Source organism: Actinopolyspora mortivallis (assembly GCF_003001495.1).
Taxonomy (GTDB): Bacteria; Actinomycetota; Actinomycetes; order Mycobacteriales; family Pseudonocardiaceae; genus Actinopolyspora; species Actinopolyspora mortivallis_A.
The window spans coordinates 1-15,733 of record NZ_PVSR01000038.1; the positions used below are offsets into that span (position 1 = coordinate 1).

The following is a 15,733-nucleotide window of genomic DNA, read 5'->3' on the forward strand; positions in this document are numbered from 1 at the left end:
ACGGTCACCTCCACCCCTCCCTCCCCGAACCCCGCCCCTCCCGAGCAGGCGGCCGAGCAGGTGGCGGTGTTCGACAGCGCACCCAGGTCGGAGGAGGTACGCATCACGGGCACCCCGCAGACCGAGCTGTCGGTGGCCTCGGTACCGGGCCAACCCGGCAACACCACGGCCGTGCTCTTCGCCAGGCTGCTCGACGTGGGACCGGACGGTTCGACCACCCCTCTGAGCACCACCAGCGCTCCCATCCGGGTCGACAGCTTGTCCCCCGACGGCAGGGCCACCGAGGTCGACGTCGCGCTGCCGGCGGTGGTGCACACCCTCCGGGAGGGGCATCGGCTGCGTCTGCGCCTGAGCACCACCGATCCCGCCTTCGCCACCCCGGACAAGGCCGCGGTCTATCGGGTCGCCCCCGCGGGCAGGAACACCCTCTCCCTTCCGTCGGTGGCCGCCGAGCCCGCACGCTCACCGTCCCCTCCGGTGGGGGCGCTGCTCGGAATCGGAGCCTTCGCGGTACTGATCGTGGTGGCCACGGTGCTGGCCGTGCGTTTCGAGCGTTCCCGCAAACGTCCCCCCGATCCGGAACTCACCGATGTTCCGCTCTCGGTGGAGCGGGTCGACAAGTCCTATCCGCGCCATCCGGACGCGGTCCGGGAGCTGTCGGTGCGGGTGGAGCGCGGGCAGATCGTCGGTCTGCTCGGCCCCAACGGGGCCGGGAAGACGACGCTGCTGCGCATGGTCCTCGGCATGACACGTCCCGACAGCGGACGGATCCACGTCTTCGGCCACGAGGTCGTCCCGAGCGCCCCCGTCCTCTCCCGCGTGGGGGGGATCGTCGACTCCCCCGGACTGCTGCCCCACCTGACGGGCTGGGAGAACCTGCGCCTGCACTGGGAGGCCACCGGCCGCCCCCTGGAACAGGCCCGCCTCGACGAGGTGGTGCGGATCGCGGCGCTGGGCGAGGCGGCCCATCAGAAGGCCCGCACCTACGGGCCGGGGATGCGCCAACGGGTGGCCCTGGCCCAGGCCATGCTGGGTATGCCCGAACTGTTGATCCTCGACGAACCGATGAGTTCGCTGGATCCGACGCACACCCAACGGACACGCGAGATGCTCCGCGAATACGCGAACACGGGACGTTCGGTGCTGTTGTCCAGTCACCTGCTCGGGGAGGTCGAGCAGACCTGTACTCATGTCGTGGTGCTCAGCCGGGGACGGCGGGTGGCCTCCGGAACGGTGGAGGAACTGATCGCGGCCGACTCGGTGACGGCCTTCCACGTGGACCAGCCGCAGCGCGCCGCCAGCACCCTGCGTTCGCTGGAGGGCATCGGCCACGTGGAGATCCGTGACGACGTCGTCTACGCCGAGTTGGCCAGGCACCCGACGGCCACGGCGGTGAACGCTCTGGTGAACGCCGAGGTGTCGATCAACCGGGTGGGGCCTCACCGCAGACTCGAGGACGCCTTCCTGGAACTCGTCGGGGAGGACCGCTGATGCCACGTGAACAGCTATTCACCACCACCGACTCCCCCGCCGACCCCCCCGGCTCCGACGGCAGCGCCGCCGGTTACCGGGCGAAACGAACACTGCCGTTACGGGTGGAGCTGCGCAGACAGCTGTCCCGCACCCGCACCAGGGTCGTTTTCGGCTGTCTCGTCGCGCTGCCCGCGCTGCTGGTCCTCGCCCTCGTGCTCGGCGAGGACACCGAGTCGCGGGGGCGAGCCACTGATCCGGGTGAGCTGGCCGAGTTCAACGGCACCAACTTCGCCGTGTTCACCCTGCTGCTGTGCACGCACCTGCTTCTGGCGCTGATGGTGGCACTGTTCTTCGGGGACACCATCGCCAGCGAGTCCTCGTGGGCGAGCCTGCGTTGCCTGGTCACGATTCCCGTACCACGACATCGACTGCTGCGGCAGAAGGCGCTCGTGGCCGGTCTGCTGTCCATGGCGGGCATGGGCGTGCTCACCGCGGTGGCACTGGGGCTGGGAACCGTCTGGTACGGCTCGGGAGGTCTGGTCACTCCGGAGAACACGGTGCTGTCGGGTGGGGCCAGCGCACTCGTGCTGCTCGCCGCCTGCGGATACCTGACGGTGCACCTGAGCTGGGTCGCGAGCCTGGCGCTGCTGTTCGGGGTCGGTACCCGCAACCCGCTGGCCGCGGTCGGAGCCAGCGTGGGGATCTCGGTGCTGTCCCGGATCCTCGACAGCGTCCCTCAACTCGGAGAGCTTCGTGTGCTGCTGCCCACCCATCACGCGACGGCGTGGCTGGACCTGCTCGATCCGGAGATCGACTGGACCGGTATGGCCCACGGAGCGCTGTCCGCCACCGCCTACGCCTCGGTGTTCACCACGGCCGCCCTCGTTCGTTTCCACCGCAGCGACATCACGAGCTGACCGATCCGAGAAAACGGTTTCTCCCCGAGGGGAACACCGGCATCGAAGCCACCGTCAGTGGTGCACGACGTCGGTGTTCTCCGCGGCGCCCCAACCGTGCCAGCGGTCCACCCCGATCCACGCGCTGATCCGGTGCCGCTCCCGAACGTGGTAGCGCTTGCCGGTGTAGTGGTGGGCCAGCCGGTCGATGTCGACCAGCTCCGGATCGTCCAGCAGATCGGTCACCCGCCCCTGCAGGCTCACGTGGGTGTACCAGTTGTCGGCGGCGAGCACGGTCAGGCTCACCCTGGGTTCGGCCCTCATGTACTCCAGCCGTTTCCTGTCCCGGTCCATGTTGACCAGGACCCTTCCGTCCTCCCAGAGGTACCAGGTGGCCACGGAGACGGGTTGCCCGTCGGGTCGTACCGTGGTGATCACGCAGGGATTGGGGGCGGCGAGCAGCTCGCTCACCCGGTCGGGCAACGGCGGTTTCGGCACTGCTGGACTCTCCCGGCTCGTCTCGCGCGACTTCGGTCCACCTCGATCCTAGGAGAGCCGGGCGCTCGGGCGGCGAACGGACACACGTCCCGAGCGCTCCCACACGGCGGTCTGCGACGCGCGGGAGGGGACCGGCGGTCTTGAGTAGGCTCGACCCCGATGGAAATCTTCCACCTGCGTTACTTCCTGGCGGTCGCGGAGAACCTGAGCTTCTCCCGGGCCGCCCGGCAACTCCACATGGCGACCTCGCCGTTGAGCCAACGGATCCGTGACCTCGAACGCGAACTGGGAACGACGCTGTTGGCCCGGGACTCCCACCACGTGGAGCTGACCGAGGCCGGTCGCCAGTTGCTGCCCCACGCCAGGGACGTGGTCCACCGCTTCGACGACATTCCCTGGCGAATGCGCCAGGCCGCCGAGATTCCGCATCCGACGGTGTACGTCGGTGTGGCCCCCGGACTGCACTCCCGGGTCCGTGACCGACTGGTGGCCCTGGAGCGGGAGTGCGCGCGGAGCCACCGGATCCAGCGCTGGCCGGCGAACACGGACGATCTCGTACGCTCGGTCCTGCGGGGAGAACTCGCCATGGCCCTGGTCCATCTTCCGGTGCACGCGAGTGCGTTGAGGATCGTGGAGGTCACCCGCGAACCGCTCGGTGCCGTGCTGCCGAAGGCGGAGTTCGGTACGCACAGCAGTGTCTCGCTGAGCGAGCTCACCGAGTACTCCTACATCGTGCCCGCCGAGGGAACCGTTCCCGTGTACTTCGAACAGCTGGAGAGGCGCCTGGACCGGGCCGGAATCAAAAAGAGAATCCACCTGAACACCGGGGACTACTCCGCGATAAGCGAGCTCGTGGCCAACGGTTCCGCTTTTTCCGTGTCCATGCTCGACCCGGATAGCGGAATGCGGAAATATCGCACCGACGAACAGGTGGTACTCCCCTTCGAGGATTTCTCCCCTGCCCTGTCCACGGGGCTGGTCTGGCGCGCAGACCGCGGAGAAGAAGGCTGTGACCTGCAAAAACCAGTAGAAATCGCCCAAAAGGTACTTCCGGACTCCTGACCCCGGAAGCGCCCCCGGCTCATCCCTCCCCCCAGGAGGGGCTCCTCGTGAACGCGTGACCAGTGCGGTCACGCCGTTTTTCTCGACATGATCTCGCGAATTGTTTGAAAACCAATCAGTACGCTCGTACTGTCTTTAGTGAGGTTAATAAACTTTCGGTCTCCGAGGGAGAGCAACCATGACGAACACGGCCGATTCCGACACCGCCGCGGAGGACTCCTCCCCGGCGGGACCACTCGACGGCATCAGGGTCATCGACATGTCCACCGTGGTGATGGGCCCCTACGCCGCACAGATACTCGGGGATCTGGGAGCCGACGTCATCCGGATCGAGTCCCCCAGGGACAGCGCCCGGCTCGGAACCACCCACCGCAACCCGGGTATGACCCCGCTGCACCTCAACGTCAACAGGAACAAACGCAGCGTGGAGCTCAACCTCAAGGACCAGGAGCAGCGGGAACGCGCGCTGGAACTGATCGACGACGCCGACCTGCTGATCACCAACATGCGGGCGAGCGCCCTGGACCGCCTCGGCATGGACTACGACACTCTCGCCCGACGCAACCCCGCCCTGGTCTACGCCCACGCCCAGGGATTCCGTCCCGACTCGGACAGGGCGGAACTGGCGGCCTACGACGAAACTGTCCAGGCGGCCTCGGGACTGATCGACCTGGCCCAGCGGGCGGGTGACCTGGGAACCCCCGCCGTGCTGCCCAGCATCTTCGCCGACAAGGTCACCGCGCTGACGATCGCCTACTCCACCATGGCCGCCCTGTTGCACCAGCGCAGGACCGGTGAGGGCCAACGGGTGGAGATCCCCATGGCCGACACCATGCTGTCGTTCACCATGGTCGAGCACCTGCAGGGGCACACCTTCGAGCCCCCGCTGGGACCGACCGGCTTCCCCAACTCGCTGAACCGGGGACACCGGGCACGTCCCACCAAGGACGGGCTGGTCATGATCATCCCCTACACCCCCCAGAACTTCCGGGACCTGTTCGCCGCCGCCGGCCGCCCCGACCTGGCGGAGGACCCCCGGGTGAACGGGGAGTTCATCGACGCCCGCAGGGACGGACAGGACCTCGCCCAGCTGGTCGAGTCGGTCACCCCGGAACTCACCTCCGCGGAGTGGATCGAGGTCGGCACCAAGCACAGCATCCCGGTCGGTCCCGTCCTGCGTCTGGAGGAGGCCACCACGGACCCCTACGTCCGCGACGGCGGACTGCTGGACGTGGCGGAACACCCCACCGAGGGGGGCTACCGGGTGGTGGGAATCCCCATGACCTTCTCCCGCACCCCCGCCTCGGTACGCAGACACGCCCCCCGTCCCGGCCAGGACACCGCCGAGGTGCTCGGCGGCACGGAGGACACGACCACACCTGGGGAGTGAGCATGAGCACCATCGAGTCCCGACCGGTACACACCCGTGAACACGGCAACACCCTCGTGATCACGATCGACCGGCCCCGGGCCCGCAACGCCGTCAACGCCGCCGTGGCCCACGACCTCGCCGAAGCCGTCCAGCGGCTGGACGAGCAACCCGAACTGCGGGTGGGGGTGCTCACCGGCGCCGGAGGCGTGTTCAGCGCGGGCATGGATCTCAAGGCCGCGGCCAACGGCGAGTCCGCCACCGTGGAGGGAGGCGGCTTCGCGGGCATCACCGAAGCCGAACCGGCCAAACCCCTCGTGGCCGCCGTCGAGGGCTTCGCGATGGGAGGTGGCTTCGAGCTGGCGCTGGCCTGCGACGTGGTCGTCGCCGGCTCCGGGGCGCGGTTCGCGCTCCCCGAGGTCCGGCGTGGCCTGATCGCCGGGGGTGGAGGCGCCGTGCGGCTGCCGCAACGGATCCCGTACCACCTCGCGATGGAGCTGCTGTTGACCGGGGAGACGATCACCGCGCGGCGGGCCGCCGAGCTCGGCGTGGTCAACCACACCGTCGAGGACGGCAGCGCCGAGTCCGAGGCCCTGGAGCTGGCCGCCCGGATCTCGGCGAACGCTCCCCTGGCGGTCACCGCCGCCAAACGAGTGGCCCGCGCCTCCACCCGCCAGTCGGAGCAGCAGGCTTTCACCGCCCAACGTGACGAGCTGCGCGCTCTCCTGGCCTCCGAGGACTTCGCCGAGGGAGCACGGGCCTTCGCGGAACACCGCTCACCGCGGTGGGCCGCGCGCTGAGACGAAAGGAGTTGCCGTGCGCCCGGAAGAGGTTCGCCAGGCACTGACCACCCCGCTGACCAACCCGGCCTTCGCGGCCAGCGTCCCCCGCTTCACCGACCGGGAGTACTTGAACATCGTCTACCGCACGGATCCCGAGGTGCTCGACCGGGTCGTGCCCGAGCCGCTGCGCGTCGAGGAGCCCCTGGTCCGCTTCGAGATCATGCGCATGAACGAGGTGACCTCCTTCGGTCCCTACACCGAGGCGGGGCAGGCGATCCCCGTGCGCTTCGGGGACGAACGCGGCGAGTACCTGCACGCGATGTATCTGGACAACTTCCCGGCCATCGCCTCCGGCCGTGAGCTGGGCGCCTACCCGAAGGTGCTGGCCACCCCGGAACTGCGCACCGAGCACGCGGCGCTGGTGGGCACACTGGAGTACGGCAGCCAGCGGGTGGCCACGGCGACCATGGGATACAAGCACCACCCCCTGGACCGTGAGCGGGCACGGCAGCAGATCACGGTTCCCACCTACATGCTCAACATCGTTCCCGGCGGCCGGCAGGGCCCCCGAGTGTGCGAGCTGGTGCGCACCGAGATCACCGACATCACGGTCAAGCAGGCGTGGACGGCCCCGGCCCGACTACAGCTGTTCGAACACGCGCTGGCTCCGTTGGCCGACCTCCCCGTTCGCGAAATCGTTTCGGCCAGCCACGTTCTCACGGACCTGACCCTGGGGCCGGTCCACCCGGTGCACGACTACCTGGACCAGCAGTGACCGGCAAGGAGACACCATGAGCACCTCGAACACACCCCGCTTCGACACGGCCGCCGTCGTCGGCGCGGGAACCATCGGACTGGCGTGGGCGGCCCTGTTCGCCGCGCACGGAACGCACGTACGACTGTCCGACCCCCGTTCCGACCTCCGGGAGTCCCTGGAAGCCTCCCTGCCGGAACTGTGCCGGGGCATCCCGGGGGCCGACGTCTCCCGGGTCCGCGAACGGATCGAGCTGGGCAGCGAACCGGAGTGGGCCGTCGCCCACGCCGACCTGGTGCAGGAGAACGCCCCGGAACGTCTGGAGTTCAAGCAGGACCTGTTCCTGCGCATCGCGCGGGCCGCCCCGGAGGACGCGGTTCTGGCCTCCTCCAGTTCGGGGCTGCTGCCCAGCGACGTGTCAGCGAAGCTCCCGGACCGGTCCGCCTCCCGGATGCTGGTCGCCCACCCGTTCAACCCGCCGCACATCGTTCCGCTCGTCGAGATCGTTCCCGGCCGGCGCACCGACGAGGCCGTCAGCGAGGCCGCGTTCGGCTACTACGAACGGCTGGGCAAGACCCCGGTGCGGTTGCACCGCGAAACCTCGGGCTTCGTCGCCAACCGGTTGCAGAGCGCCCTGCTGGCCGAAGCCTTCGACCTCGTGCTGCGCGGGGTCGTCGACGCCGCGGAGCTGGACACGATCGTGAAGAACTCCCTCGGCAACCGCTGGGCGACCGTGGGCCCGTTCGAAAGCTTCCACCTCGGTGGCGGGCCGGCGGGGATCCGCCACATGATGGAACACCTCGGCAAGGGGATGGCCGAGCGCTGGAAGGACCTGGGCACCCCCGAACTCACCGACACCAACATCGACGTTCTCGCCGGCCAGACCGAACGGGCCTACGGCAACGACGCAGAGTCCTACCGGCAGCGCTCCGCCCGGCGCGACCGCAACCAACGCGCGGTGCTCGCGGCGCTGCGTGACTCCAACCAGTGACGACGGCACCCCGGTGCCCCGTCCCTCGACAGGAAACAGGTGATCCACATGCCCAAGACGGTCAACACCGACCCCGACTTCTTCGGCTTCGAGGAGCTGCTCACCGACCAGGAACGCTCCGAGCTCGCCGAGATCCGCGAGGTCGTCCAACGCGAGATCAAACCACTGGCCAACGAGGCCTGGGACCGGGCCGAGTTCCCCTTCGAGGCGATCCGGACCTTCGCGAGGCTCGGCATCGCGGGATTCCAGTTCCCCGAGTACGGGGACGGAAGGACACGCAGGCCGCTGTTCACCGGCTTCCTCAGCATCGAGCTGAACAAGGCCGACCCGTCGCTGGCGGTGGCCTCCGGAGTGCACACCGGCCTGGCCATGGGCAGCATATACGGCGGCGGTGACCAGCGGCAACGGGACCGCTGGATGCCGGACATGGTGGCCTGGAACAAGATCGGGGCCTTCGGACTGACCGAACCCGAGGGAGGCTCCGACGTCGCCGGGGGAATGCGCACCACCGCCCGCAGGGAGGGGGACGAGTGGGTGCTCAACGGTGCGAAACGCTGGATCGGCAACGGCACCTTCGCCGACCTGGTGGTCGTCTGGGCCCGGGACGAGGCCGACGGACAGGTCAAGGGTTTCGTGGTCGAGAAGGGCACCCCCGGCTTCCACACCAGCAAGATCGAGGGAAAGATCGCGTTGCGTTCGGTGCAGAACGCCGACATCACCCTGGACGAGGTGCGGGTGCCGGAGGAGAACCGGCTGCAGAACATCGACAACTTCAGGGACACCGCCAAGGTGCTGGCCAAGACACGCGGCAACGTCGCCTGGCAGGCGCTCGGCGTGGCTGTGCGCGCCTACGAACTGGCACGGGACTACGCGGTCTCGCGGGAGCAGTTCGGCAGGCCCATCGCCGGTTTCCAGCTGATCCAGGACCTGCTGGTGAAAATGCTGGGCAACATCACGGCCATGTTCGGCATGGTCACCCGGCTGGCCCAGAAGGTGGAGGACGGCACGGCGGGGGCCGACCACGCGGCCCTGGCCAAGAGCTTCACCACCACCAGGATGCGCGAGTGCGTGGCGTGGGCCCGGGAGCTGTTCGGCGGCAACGGCATCGTGCTCGACTACGAGGTCGCCAAGTTCTTCGCCGACGCGGAGGCCGTCTACTCCTTCGAGGGCAGTCGCGAGATGAACACGCTGATCGTCGGCAAGTCCATCACCGGCAGCAGCGCCTTCGTCTGAGTCCGCACCGGTGGGCGGCCCCGTGCCGCCCACCGGAACCGCACCGTGCCCTACTACTCCACCCCGGCCTCGTCCATGGCCCGCAGTTCCTTCTTGAGATCGTTGATCTCGTCCCGCAGCCGCGCGGCCAGTTCGAACTGCAGCTCACGTGCCGCGTTCATCATCTGGTCGTTGAGCTGCTGGACCAGGTCGGCCAGCTCCGCCCTGGGCATGGACTCGATGTCGCGGTCCTTGAGCACGCCGGAGCTCACCGCGGAGGACTCCCCCGTGGGTTTCTTGCCGCGGGAGGCGGTACGCGCCGAGCCGGCCTCGGCGACGGTCTGCTCGGTGTCCTCGGACTCGGTGTAGACCCGGTCGAGGATGTCGGCCACCTGTTTGCGCAGAGGTTGCGGGTCGATGCCGTGTTCGGTGTTGTAGGCGATCTGCTTGGCCCGCCTGCGGTTGGTCTCCTCGATCGCCCGCCGCATCGAGTCGGTGATCTCGTCGGCGTACATGTGCACCTGGCCCGAGACGTTGCGGGCGGCTCGGCCGATGGTCTGCACCAGACTCGTCTCCGAACGGAGGAAACCCTCCTTGTCGGCGTCGAGGATCGCGACCAGGGAGACCTCGGGCAGATCCAGCCCCTCCCGCAGCAGGTTGATGCCGACGAGCACGTCGTACTCGCCGAGCCGAAGCTGACGCAGCAACTCGACCCGCCGCAGGGTGTCGACCTCCGAGTGCAGGTACCGCACCCGGATACCGAGCTCGAGCAGGTAGTCGGTGAGGTCCTCGGCCATCTTCTTGGTGAGGGTGGTGACCAGCACCCGCTCGTCCCGGTCCGCCCGTTCGCGCACCTCAGCCACCAGGTCGTCGATCTGCCCCTCGGTCGGTTTGACGACCACCTCCGGATCGACCAGGCCCGTGGGACGGATGACCTGCTCGGTGAACTCACCGCCGGAGCTCCGCATCTCGTAGGGGCCCGGCGTGGCCGACAGGTACACGGTCTGCCCGATCCGAGCCGCGAACTCGTCCCAAGTCAGCGGACGGTTGTCCAACGCGCTGGGCAGGCGGAACCCGTGTTCGACCAGGGTGCGCTTCCGTGAGGCGTCCCCCTCGTACATCCCCCCGATCTGCGGCACCGTCACGTGGGACTCGTCGATGACCAGCAGGAAGTCCTCCGGGAAGTAGTCGAGCAGGGTGGCCGGGGCCGAACCGGGTTCACGCCCGTCGATGTGCCGCGAGTAGTTCTCGATTCCCGAGCAGAACCCGACCTGGCGCATCATCTCGATGTCGTACTGGGTGCGCATGCGCAACCGCTGGGCTTCGAGCAGCTTGTTCTGGCGTTCCAGCTTGTCGAGCTGTTCGGCCAGTTCGGCCTCGATTCCCCGTATGGCCTGCTCCATCCGCTCGGGACCGGCGACGTAGTGCGTGGCCGGGAAGATCCGCAGGTCCTCCACCTCACGAACGATGTCGCCGGTCAGCGGGTGCAGGTAGTAGAGCCGTTCTATCTCGTCGCCGAAGAACTCCACGCGGACGGCGAGCTCCTCGTAGGCGGGAATGACCTCCACCGTGTCCCCCCGCACACGGAAGGTGCCGCGCTGGAAGGCCAGGTCGTTGCGCTGGTACTGCACGTCGACCAGCGCCCTCAGGAAGACGTCGCGGTCCACCTCGGCCCCGGCCCGCAGGGCGATGGAACGATCGAGGTAGGACTGCGGGGTTCCCAGACCGTAGAGACACGAGACCGAGGAGACCACCACGCAGTCCCGTCTGCTGAGCAGGTTCGAGGTGGCCGAGTGCCGCAGGCGCTCCACGTCCTCGTTGACCGAGGAGTCCTTCTCGATGTAGGTGTCGCTCTGCGGGACGTAGGCCTCGGGCTGGTAGTAGTCGTAGTAGCTGACGAAGTACTCGACCGCGTTCTCCGGGAAGAAACCGCGCAGCTCGTTGGCGATCTGGGCGGCCAGCGTCTTGTTCGGCTCCATCACCAGGGTGGGTCGCTGCACCCGCTCGATCAGCCACGCCGTGGTCGCGGACTTTCCGGTTCCCGTCGCACCGAGCAGCACCACGTTGCTCTCGCCGGAGTTGATCCGCCGTTCCAGCTCGTCGATCGCCGCGGGCTGGTCACCGGCGGGTTCGTAGTCGCTGACGACCCGGAAACGCCCCTCCTTGCGCGGGATCTCGCCGACCGGGCGGAACTCGGAGTGCGCCAGGACAGGATGCTCAGTCGCGAATGCCACGCCCCCAGCCTACGAGGTGACACCGACAGCGCGCCGTGGCCGGTACGAGGCGCGTGTCCGTCGTGACCGGCGACAGCACCCCCTCGTGCTGTCTACGGTGTCAGCGTGACTTCACAGCACGAGATCGCCGAGAGCCTCGGTCTTCCGGTCCATCCTCCGAAGGTGGAGGTGTTCGACCTGGCCGCCGGGACCAACACCGACTCCAAGGGCGTGGTGCGCCCCGTGGACGAGTTCCGCCGGGAACACTTCGGGCTGTACATGGCCCGCCCGATCGTCGACCACCCGAAACTGGCCTACCTCGAGTCGTGGCTGCTGCCCGAGCTCAACCTGCGGGTCAGTGACTACCGCTGGAAGCCCGGCCACGAACGGGAGCAGGACTTCTACCTGGACGTCGTCTCCGTGACGAGTGGGGCCCACCGGTGGCGGAGCGTGGACCTCTACCTGGACATCGTGGTGTCTCGAAACCGGTTCGCCGAGGTGCTCGACACCGACGAGTTCGTGACGGCGGTGCGGGCCGAGCTGGTGGACGAGAGGACCGCCCGGCTGGCGCTGACCACCACCCACACCACCGTGGATGCCTTGGCCAGACACGACTACGACACGGCGGCCTGGTTGCGCTCCCTCGGCGTGGAACTGCGACACGGCTCGCCGACCACCGAGGAGAACTCCCTATAACAGAAGACTTCTTGACGCACAACCAACGTTCTGGGGAATGAACCGGTACGTGTGTAACCGTCCCGCGAACAAGTCCCAAAGGTTACATAACGGATCGGTCTTGTTGGTTATTTCACAGTATTTCCGCGCTACGGTCGGGCTCGTGGGTTCGGTGATCACTCCTCAGCATGTCGAAATCGTCGATGTAGCGAGTGCCCAACGGCACCTGGGCTCCGGAACGGTCCAGCAACTGGACGACTGTCACCTGGAGAGGTGGGGGCTGTGCATGGAGTGCAGCACCCCGCACGACCCGGCGCACGGAAGTGAGGTCACCTGGTTGCTGCCCGAACCGGGGTTACGGCTCACTCGGTACCTCCCGCGTAGCCGCCACGCGCGTCCCGAGGGAAGCCTGCTGACCGCCGTGCGCATCGACCGGGACGCGTGGTCCTGGATCACGACCGATCTGCAACTGGGTCTGGAGGTTCCCGAACGGGGGACACCACGCATCGTCAACTCGGGGGAGTTCGCCTCCGCCGTCAGCGACGGGCTCCTCTCGCCGGAGGAGGCCGATCTGGCCCTGCACACGGTGCACCGGACCTTCGAGGAGATCAGCCTCCACCGCGATCTCGACCAGTGGCTGGCCTACCGCGGAGTGTTCACCGGAGTGTGACCCTCCCGGTGGGGACTCCACCCCGTGCGCTCCGCCCACCGCTCGGCACGGGGTAACGCCCCCTCGAACCAGGCTCGTTTGGCGGCGGAGTACTCCGCGACGGCGGCACCCGCACCGGCGGGATACGCGTACCGGCGTTTGAGCTCCGCGTACTCCGCGCGGGCCCGTTCGTCGGAACACAACCAGGCCGGTAGCAGCAACGCCAGCCGCCAGTTGGCCGTGTCCTCCACCCGCAGGTGCAGTTCCACCCCGCGCCCCGGGTCGGCGGAGACGTGCCTCCGCCTCCACCACCCCCGCTCGGCACCGCTCCACGGCGTCTCCGAGTCGGAGTCGCAGGACCGGGGGAACCCCGCCGCGGCGAGCGGTTCGGCCAACTCCTCCGCCTCCTGCCGAGAGCGGACCGTGAGCTGCAGGTCGAGCACGTCCCTGGCGACCAGTCCCGGCACCGAGGTCGAGCCGACGTGGTCGACACGCGCGCCCTCGTCCCCGACCGCCACGGCTATCCGCGCCGCCACGCGGCGGGCCTGACGTGGCCAGTCCCGGTCGGGTTCGGTGGGCTCGATCCCCCCGAGCGAGCAGGGGGTGCGGGTCCGCACGTTGGTCTCGAAGGGAACGAGACGTTGTTCCCACAGCCGGTCCACCTCGGCGTGCAGATCCGCGGGAGCGGAGGAGTTGTCCAGCCAGACGTCGGCGGCCTCGGCACGCTGCTGCCGGCTGGCCTGCGCCCCGATGCGGGCGCGGGCGTCCTCCTCCGCCAACCCGCGCTCGACGAGTCGACGGACACGCTGTTCGACCGGAGCGTCGACGACGATCACCAGGTGGTAGTCCGCCTGGTAGCCGTTCTCCACGAGCAGCGGGACGTCGTGGACCACGATCGCCTCCTCGCCCGCCGCGGCCACCAGTTCGGAGGTGCGGGCGGCGACCCTGGGATGGACGATGTCGTTCAGGTCACGCCGGGCCGTCTCGTCGGCGAAGACCCGTCGTGCCATGGCCGCGCGGTCCAGGGAGCCGTCCTCGTCGAGCACCTCGGAGCCGAACCGAGCGGCTATCTCGGCCAGCCCCTCGGTCCCGGGCGCGACCACCTCCCTGGAGATCCGGTCCGCGTCGACGACGACGGCACCGTGTCGCGCCAACCGCTCGGCGACCGTCGACTTGCCCGCGCCGATTCCTCCCGTGAGCCCAACACGCAACATCCACGTCATCCTGCCAGGGCGACACCGCGGAACGAAGCCCACCCCGTACGAGGAGCCGGTACGGGCCCGACGAGCGACGCGGCCCCGCACCGGAGTACGGGGCCGCGTCGGTCACACGATGGCTCGGCGCGTGGCCGGCTCACGCACCGCCGGAGAGCTTCTCCCGCAGGGCGGCCAGCTGCTCGTCACTGGCCATGGCGCTCGGCTGCTCGTCCTCCTCCGGAGCGGACGAGGGGGCCTCGGCGGAGGGAGTGGAGGAGGTATAGTCCCCCTCCTCGGTCTGCTCGTCACCGGTGGCGGCAGCGGCCGCGGCGTCGGCCTCGGCGGCCTTGGCAACCTGGCGCATGTGGGCCTCGTAGCGCTCCAGGGCCTGGGCGTACTGGCGCTCCCACTCCTCGCGCTGGGCCTCGTAGCCTTCCTTCCACTCCTGGGTCTCCGGGTCGAAGCCCTCGGGGTAGATGTAGTTGCCCTCGTTGTCGTACTCGGCGGCCATGCCGTACTGGGTCGGGTCGAACTCCGAGTCCGGCGTGAAGCCCTCGTTGGCCTGCTTCAGCGAGAGCGAGATGCGCCTGCGCTCCAGGTCGATGTCGATGACCTTGACCATCACCTCGTCGCCGACCTGGGCGACCTGCTCGGGGATGTCCACGTGGCGCTCGGCCAGTTCGGAGATGTGCACCAACCCCTCGATGCCCTCGTCGACGCGGACGAAAGCACCGAACGGAACCAGCTTGGTGACCTTGCCCGGCACGATCTGGCCGATCGCGTGGGTCCGGGCGAACTGGCGCCAGGGGTCCTCCTGGGTCGCCTTCAGCGACAGCGAGACCCGCTCACGGTCCATGTCCACGTCGAGAACCTCGACGGTGACCTCCTGGCCGACCTCGACCACCTCACTGGGGTGGTCGATGTGCTTCCAGGACAGCTCCGAGACGTGCACCAGACCGTCGACCCCACCCAGATCGACGAAGGCACCGAAGTTGACGATGGAGGAAACGACGCCCTTGCGGACCTGCCCCTTCTGCAGCTGGTTGAGGAACTCGCTGCGCACGGCGGACTGGGTCTGCTCCAGCCAGGCACGGCGGGAGAGCACGACGTTGTTGCGGTTCTTGTCCAGCTCGATGATCTTGGCCTCGAGCTCGCGCCCGACGTAGGGCTGCAGGTCGCGGACACGCCGCATCTCGACCAGCGAGGCGGGCAGGAAACCGCGCAGACCGATGTCGAGGATGAGACCGCCCTTGACGACCTCGATGACGGAGCCACGCACGGGCTCGTCCTTGTCCTTGAGATCCTCGATCGTCCCCCAGGCGCGTTCGTACTGCGCACGCTTCTTGGACAGGATCAGACGGCCTTCCTTGTCCTCCTTCTGCAGGACAAGCGCCTCGACGAAGTCGCCGACGGCCACGACCTCGGCGGGATCGACATCGTGCTTGATGGACAGCTCCCGGGACGGGATGACGCCCTCGGTCTTGTAGCCGATGTCGAGCAGGACCTCGTCCTTGTCGACCTTGACGATAGTGCCCTCGACGATGTCGCCATCGTTGAAGTACTTGATGGTCTGGTCGACGGCGGCGAGGAAGTCCTCCTCCGTCCCGACGTCGTTCACTGCGACCTGCGGCTTGGTGGCGGCTGCAGTCGGGACGGTGGTGGTGTCGGTGGACATCAGGTGGGTTGCTCCGGTACGGATAGATCGGTTGTCGGGTCTAGCTTTCTCACACACCCGGATCCGTCTCCCACAGGCCCGCCGGCGCGCGGTTGGTCCCCCGTCTCACCTCACGGATCGCCGGAGGCCGTAGCTTCCACCGGGAAGCGACGCGGCCGGTGGCTTCCCGCGCGGTTTTTCCGGAGAACGACCATCTCGGGACGAGTCCCTGCGGATGGACGGACCACGCGAAAGGGGTGACCCCGGCGCCGTGTTCGAACACGGGCCCTGGCGGAGACATACTCCTGG

14 protein-coding genes are annotated in these 15,733 nt (G+C 68.3%); 10 read left to right on the forward strand and 4 right to left on the reverse strand.

The features are described 5' to 3' along the window. Both CEP50_RS16485 and CEP50_RS16490 read left to right on the forward strand, forming a co-directional pair. The coding region (locus CEP50_RS16485; RefSeq protein WP_146134824.1) for an ABC transporter ATP-binding protein at positions 1–1,491 on the forward strand (1,491 nt) is incomplete at its 5' end. Then, a complete protein-coding gene (locus tag CEP50_RS16490) occupies positions 1,491–2,390 on the forward strand; it encodes an ABC transporter permease subunit (protein WP_106114850.1) in 900 nt (299 codons plus the stop codon). The genes CEP50_RS16485 and CEP50_RS16490, both read left to right, overlap by 1 nt. A 54-nt stretch (positions 2,391–2,444) precedes the next feature. On the opposite strand, the gene CEP50_RS16495 is transcribed toward CEP50_RS16490, so the two are convergent. After that, positions 2,445–2,867 carry a PPOX class F420-dependent oxidoreductase gene (locus tag CEP50_RS16495; RefSeq protein ID WP_106114851.1) on the reverse strand — a complete coding sequence of 141 codons (423 nt, stop codon included), beginning with the start codon at positions 2,865–2,867 and terminating at the stop codon, positions 2,445–2,447. A gap of 159 nt (positions 2,868–3,026) precedes the next feature. Between CEP50_RS16495 and CEP50_RS16500 the strand changes: the two genes are divergently transcribed. The 6 genes from CEP50_RS16500 to CEP50_RS16525 all read left to right on the forward strand — a co-directional run bounded on the left by CEP50_RS16500 (position 3,027) and on the right by CEP50_RS16525 (position 9,058). Next, positions 3,027–3,929 carry a LysR family transcriptional regulator gene (locus CEP50_RS16500; protein WP_106114852.1) on the forward strand — a complete coding sequence of 301 codons (903 nt, stop codon included), beginning with the start codon at positions 3,027–3,029 and terminating at the stop codon, positions 3,927–3,929. 178 nt (positions 3,930–4,107) lie between these two features. Continuing rightward, a complete protein-coding gene (locus tag CEP50_RS16505) occupies positions 4,108–5,319 on the forward strand; it encodes a CaiB/BaiF CoA transferase family protein (RefSeq protein WP_106114853.1) in 1,212 nt (403 codons plus the stop codon). Between the two features lie 2 nt (positions 5,320–5,321). Continuing rightward, on the forward strand, positions 5,322–6,098 hold the full coding sequence (locus CEP50_RS16510; RefSeq protein ID WP_106114854.1) for a crotonase/enoyl-CoA hydratase family protein: 777 nt from the start codon (positions 5,322–5,324) through the stop codon (positions 6,096–6,098). A 16-nt stretch (positions 6,099–6,114) separates the two neighbouring features. Next, positions 6,115–6,855: an acetoacetate decarboxylase gene (locus CEP50_RS16515; RefSeq protein ID WP_106114855.1), complete on the forward strand. Its 741-nt coding sequence runs from the start codon at positions 6,115–6,117 to the stop codon at positions 6,853–6,855. A gap of 16 nt (positions 6,856–6,871) precedes the next feature. Continuing rightward, positions 6,872–7,825: a 3-hydroxyacyl-CoA dehydrogenase NAD-binding domain-containing protein gene (locus CEP50_RS16520; protein ID WP_106114856.1), complete on the forward strand. Its 954-nt coding sequence runs from the start codon at positions 6,872–6,874 to the stop codon at positions 7,823–7,825. Positions 7,826–7,873: 48 nt separating this feature from the next. Continuing rightward, the gene (locus CEP50_RS16525) at positions 7,874–9,058 is read left to right on the forward strand and encodes an acyl-CoA dehydrogenase family protein (RefSeq protein ID WP_106114879.1); all 1,185 of its coding nucleotides are present in this window, start codon (positions 7,874–7,876) and stop codon (positions 9,056–9,058) included. 53 nt (positions 9,059–9,111) lie between these two features. On the opposite strand, the gene uvrB is transcribed toward CEP50_RS16525, so the two are convergent. Then, positions 9,112–11,271: an excinuclease ABC subunit UvrB gene (uvrB, locus tag CEP50_RS16530; RefSeq protein ID WP_106114857.1), complete on the reverse strand. Its 2,160-nt coding sequence runs from the start codon at positions 11,269–11,271 to the stop codon at positions 9,112–9,114. Between the two features lie 105 nt (positions 11,272–11,376). On the opposite strand from uvrB, the gene CEP50_RS16535 reads away from it, so the two are divergent. Together CEP50_RS16535 and CEP50_RS16540 are read left to right on the forward strand one after the other, a co-directional pair. Continuing rightward, complete coding sequence (locus CEP50_RS16535) at positions 11,377–11,946, forward strand: DUF402 domain-containing protein (protein ID WP_106114858.1); 570 nt, start codon at positions 11,377–11,379, stop codon at positions 11,944–11,946. A gap of 142 nt (positions 11,947–12,088) precedes the next feature. Next, positions 12,089–12,595 carry a DUF402 domain-containing protein gene (locus CEP50_RS16540; RefSeq protein WP_106114859.1) on the forward strand — a complete coding sequence of 169 codons (507 nt, stop codon included), beginning with the start codon at positions 12,089–12,091 and terminating at the stop codon, positions 12,593–12,595. Here CEP50_RS16540 and coaE read toward each other — a convergent pair. Together coaE and rpsA are read right to left on the reverse strand one after the other, a co-directional pair. After that, positions 12,568–13,788, reverse strand: a complete 1,221-nt coding sequence (coaE, locus tag CEP50_RS16545; RefSeq protein WP_106114860.1) for a dephospho-CoA kinase — start codon at positions 13,786–13,788, stop codon at positions 12,568–12,570. The two genes, CEP50_RS16540 and coaE, sit on opposite strands and share 28 nt — an antisense overlap. A 139-nt stretch (positions 13,789–13,927) precedes the next feature. After that, the gene (gene rpsA / locus CEP50_RS16550; protein ID WP_106114861.1) at positions 13,928–15,445 is read right to left on the reverse strand and encodes a 30S ribosomal protein S1; all 1,518 of its coding nucleotides are present in this window, start codon (positions 15,443–15,445) and stop codon (positions 13,928–13,930) included. Positions 15,446–15,733: the final 288 nt, after the last annotated feature.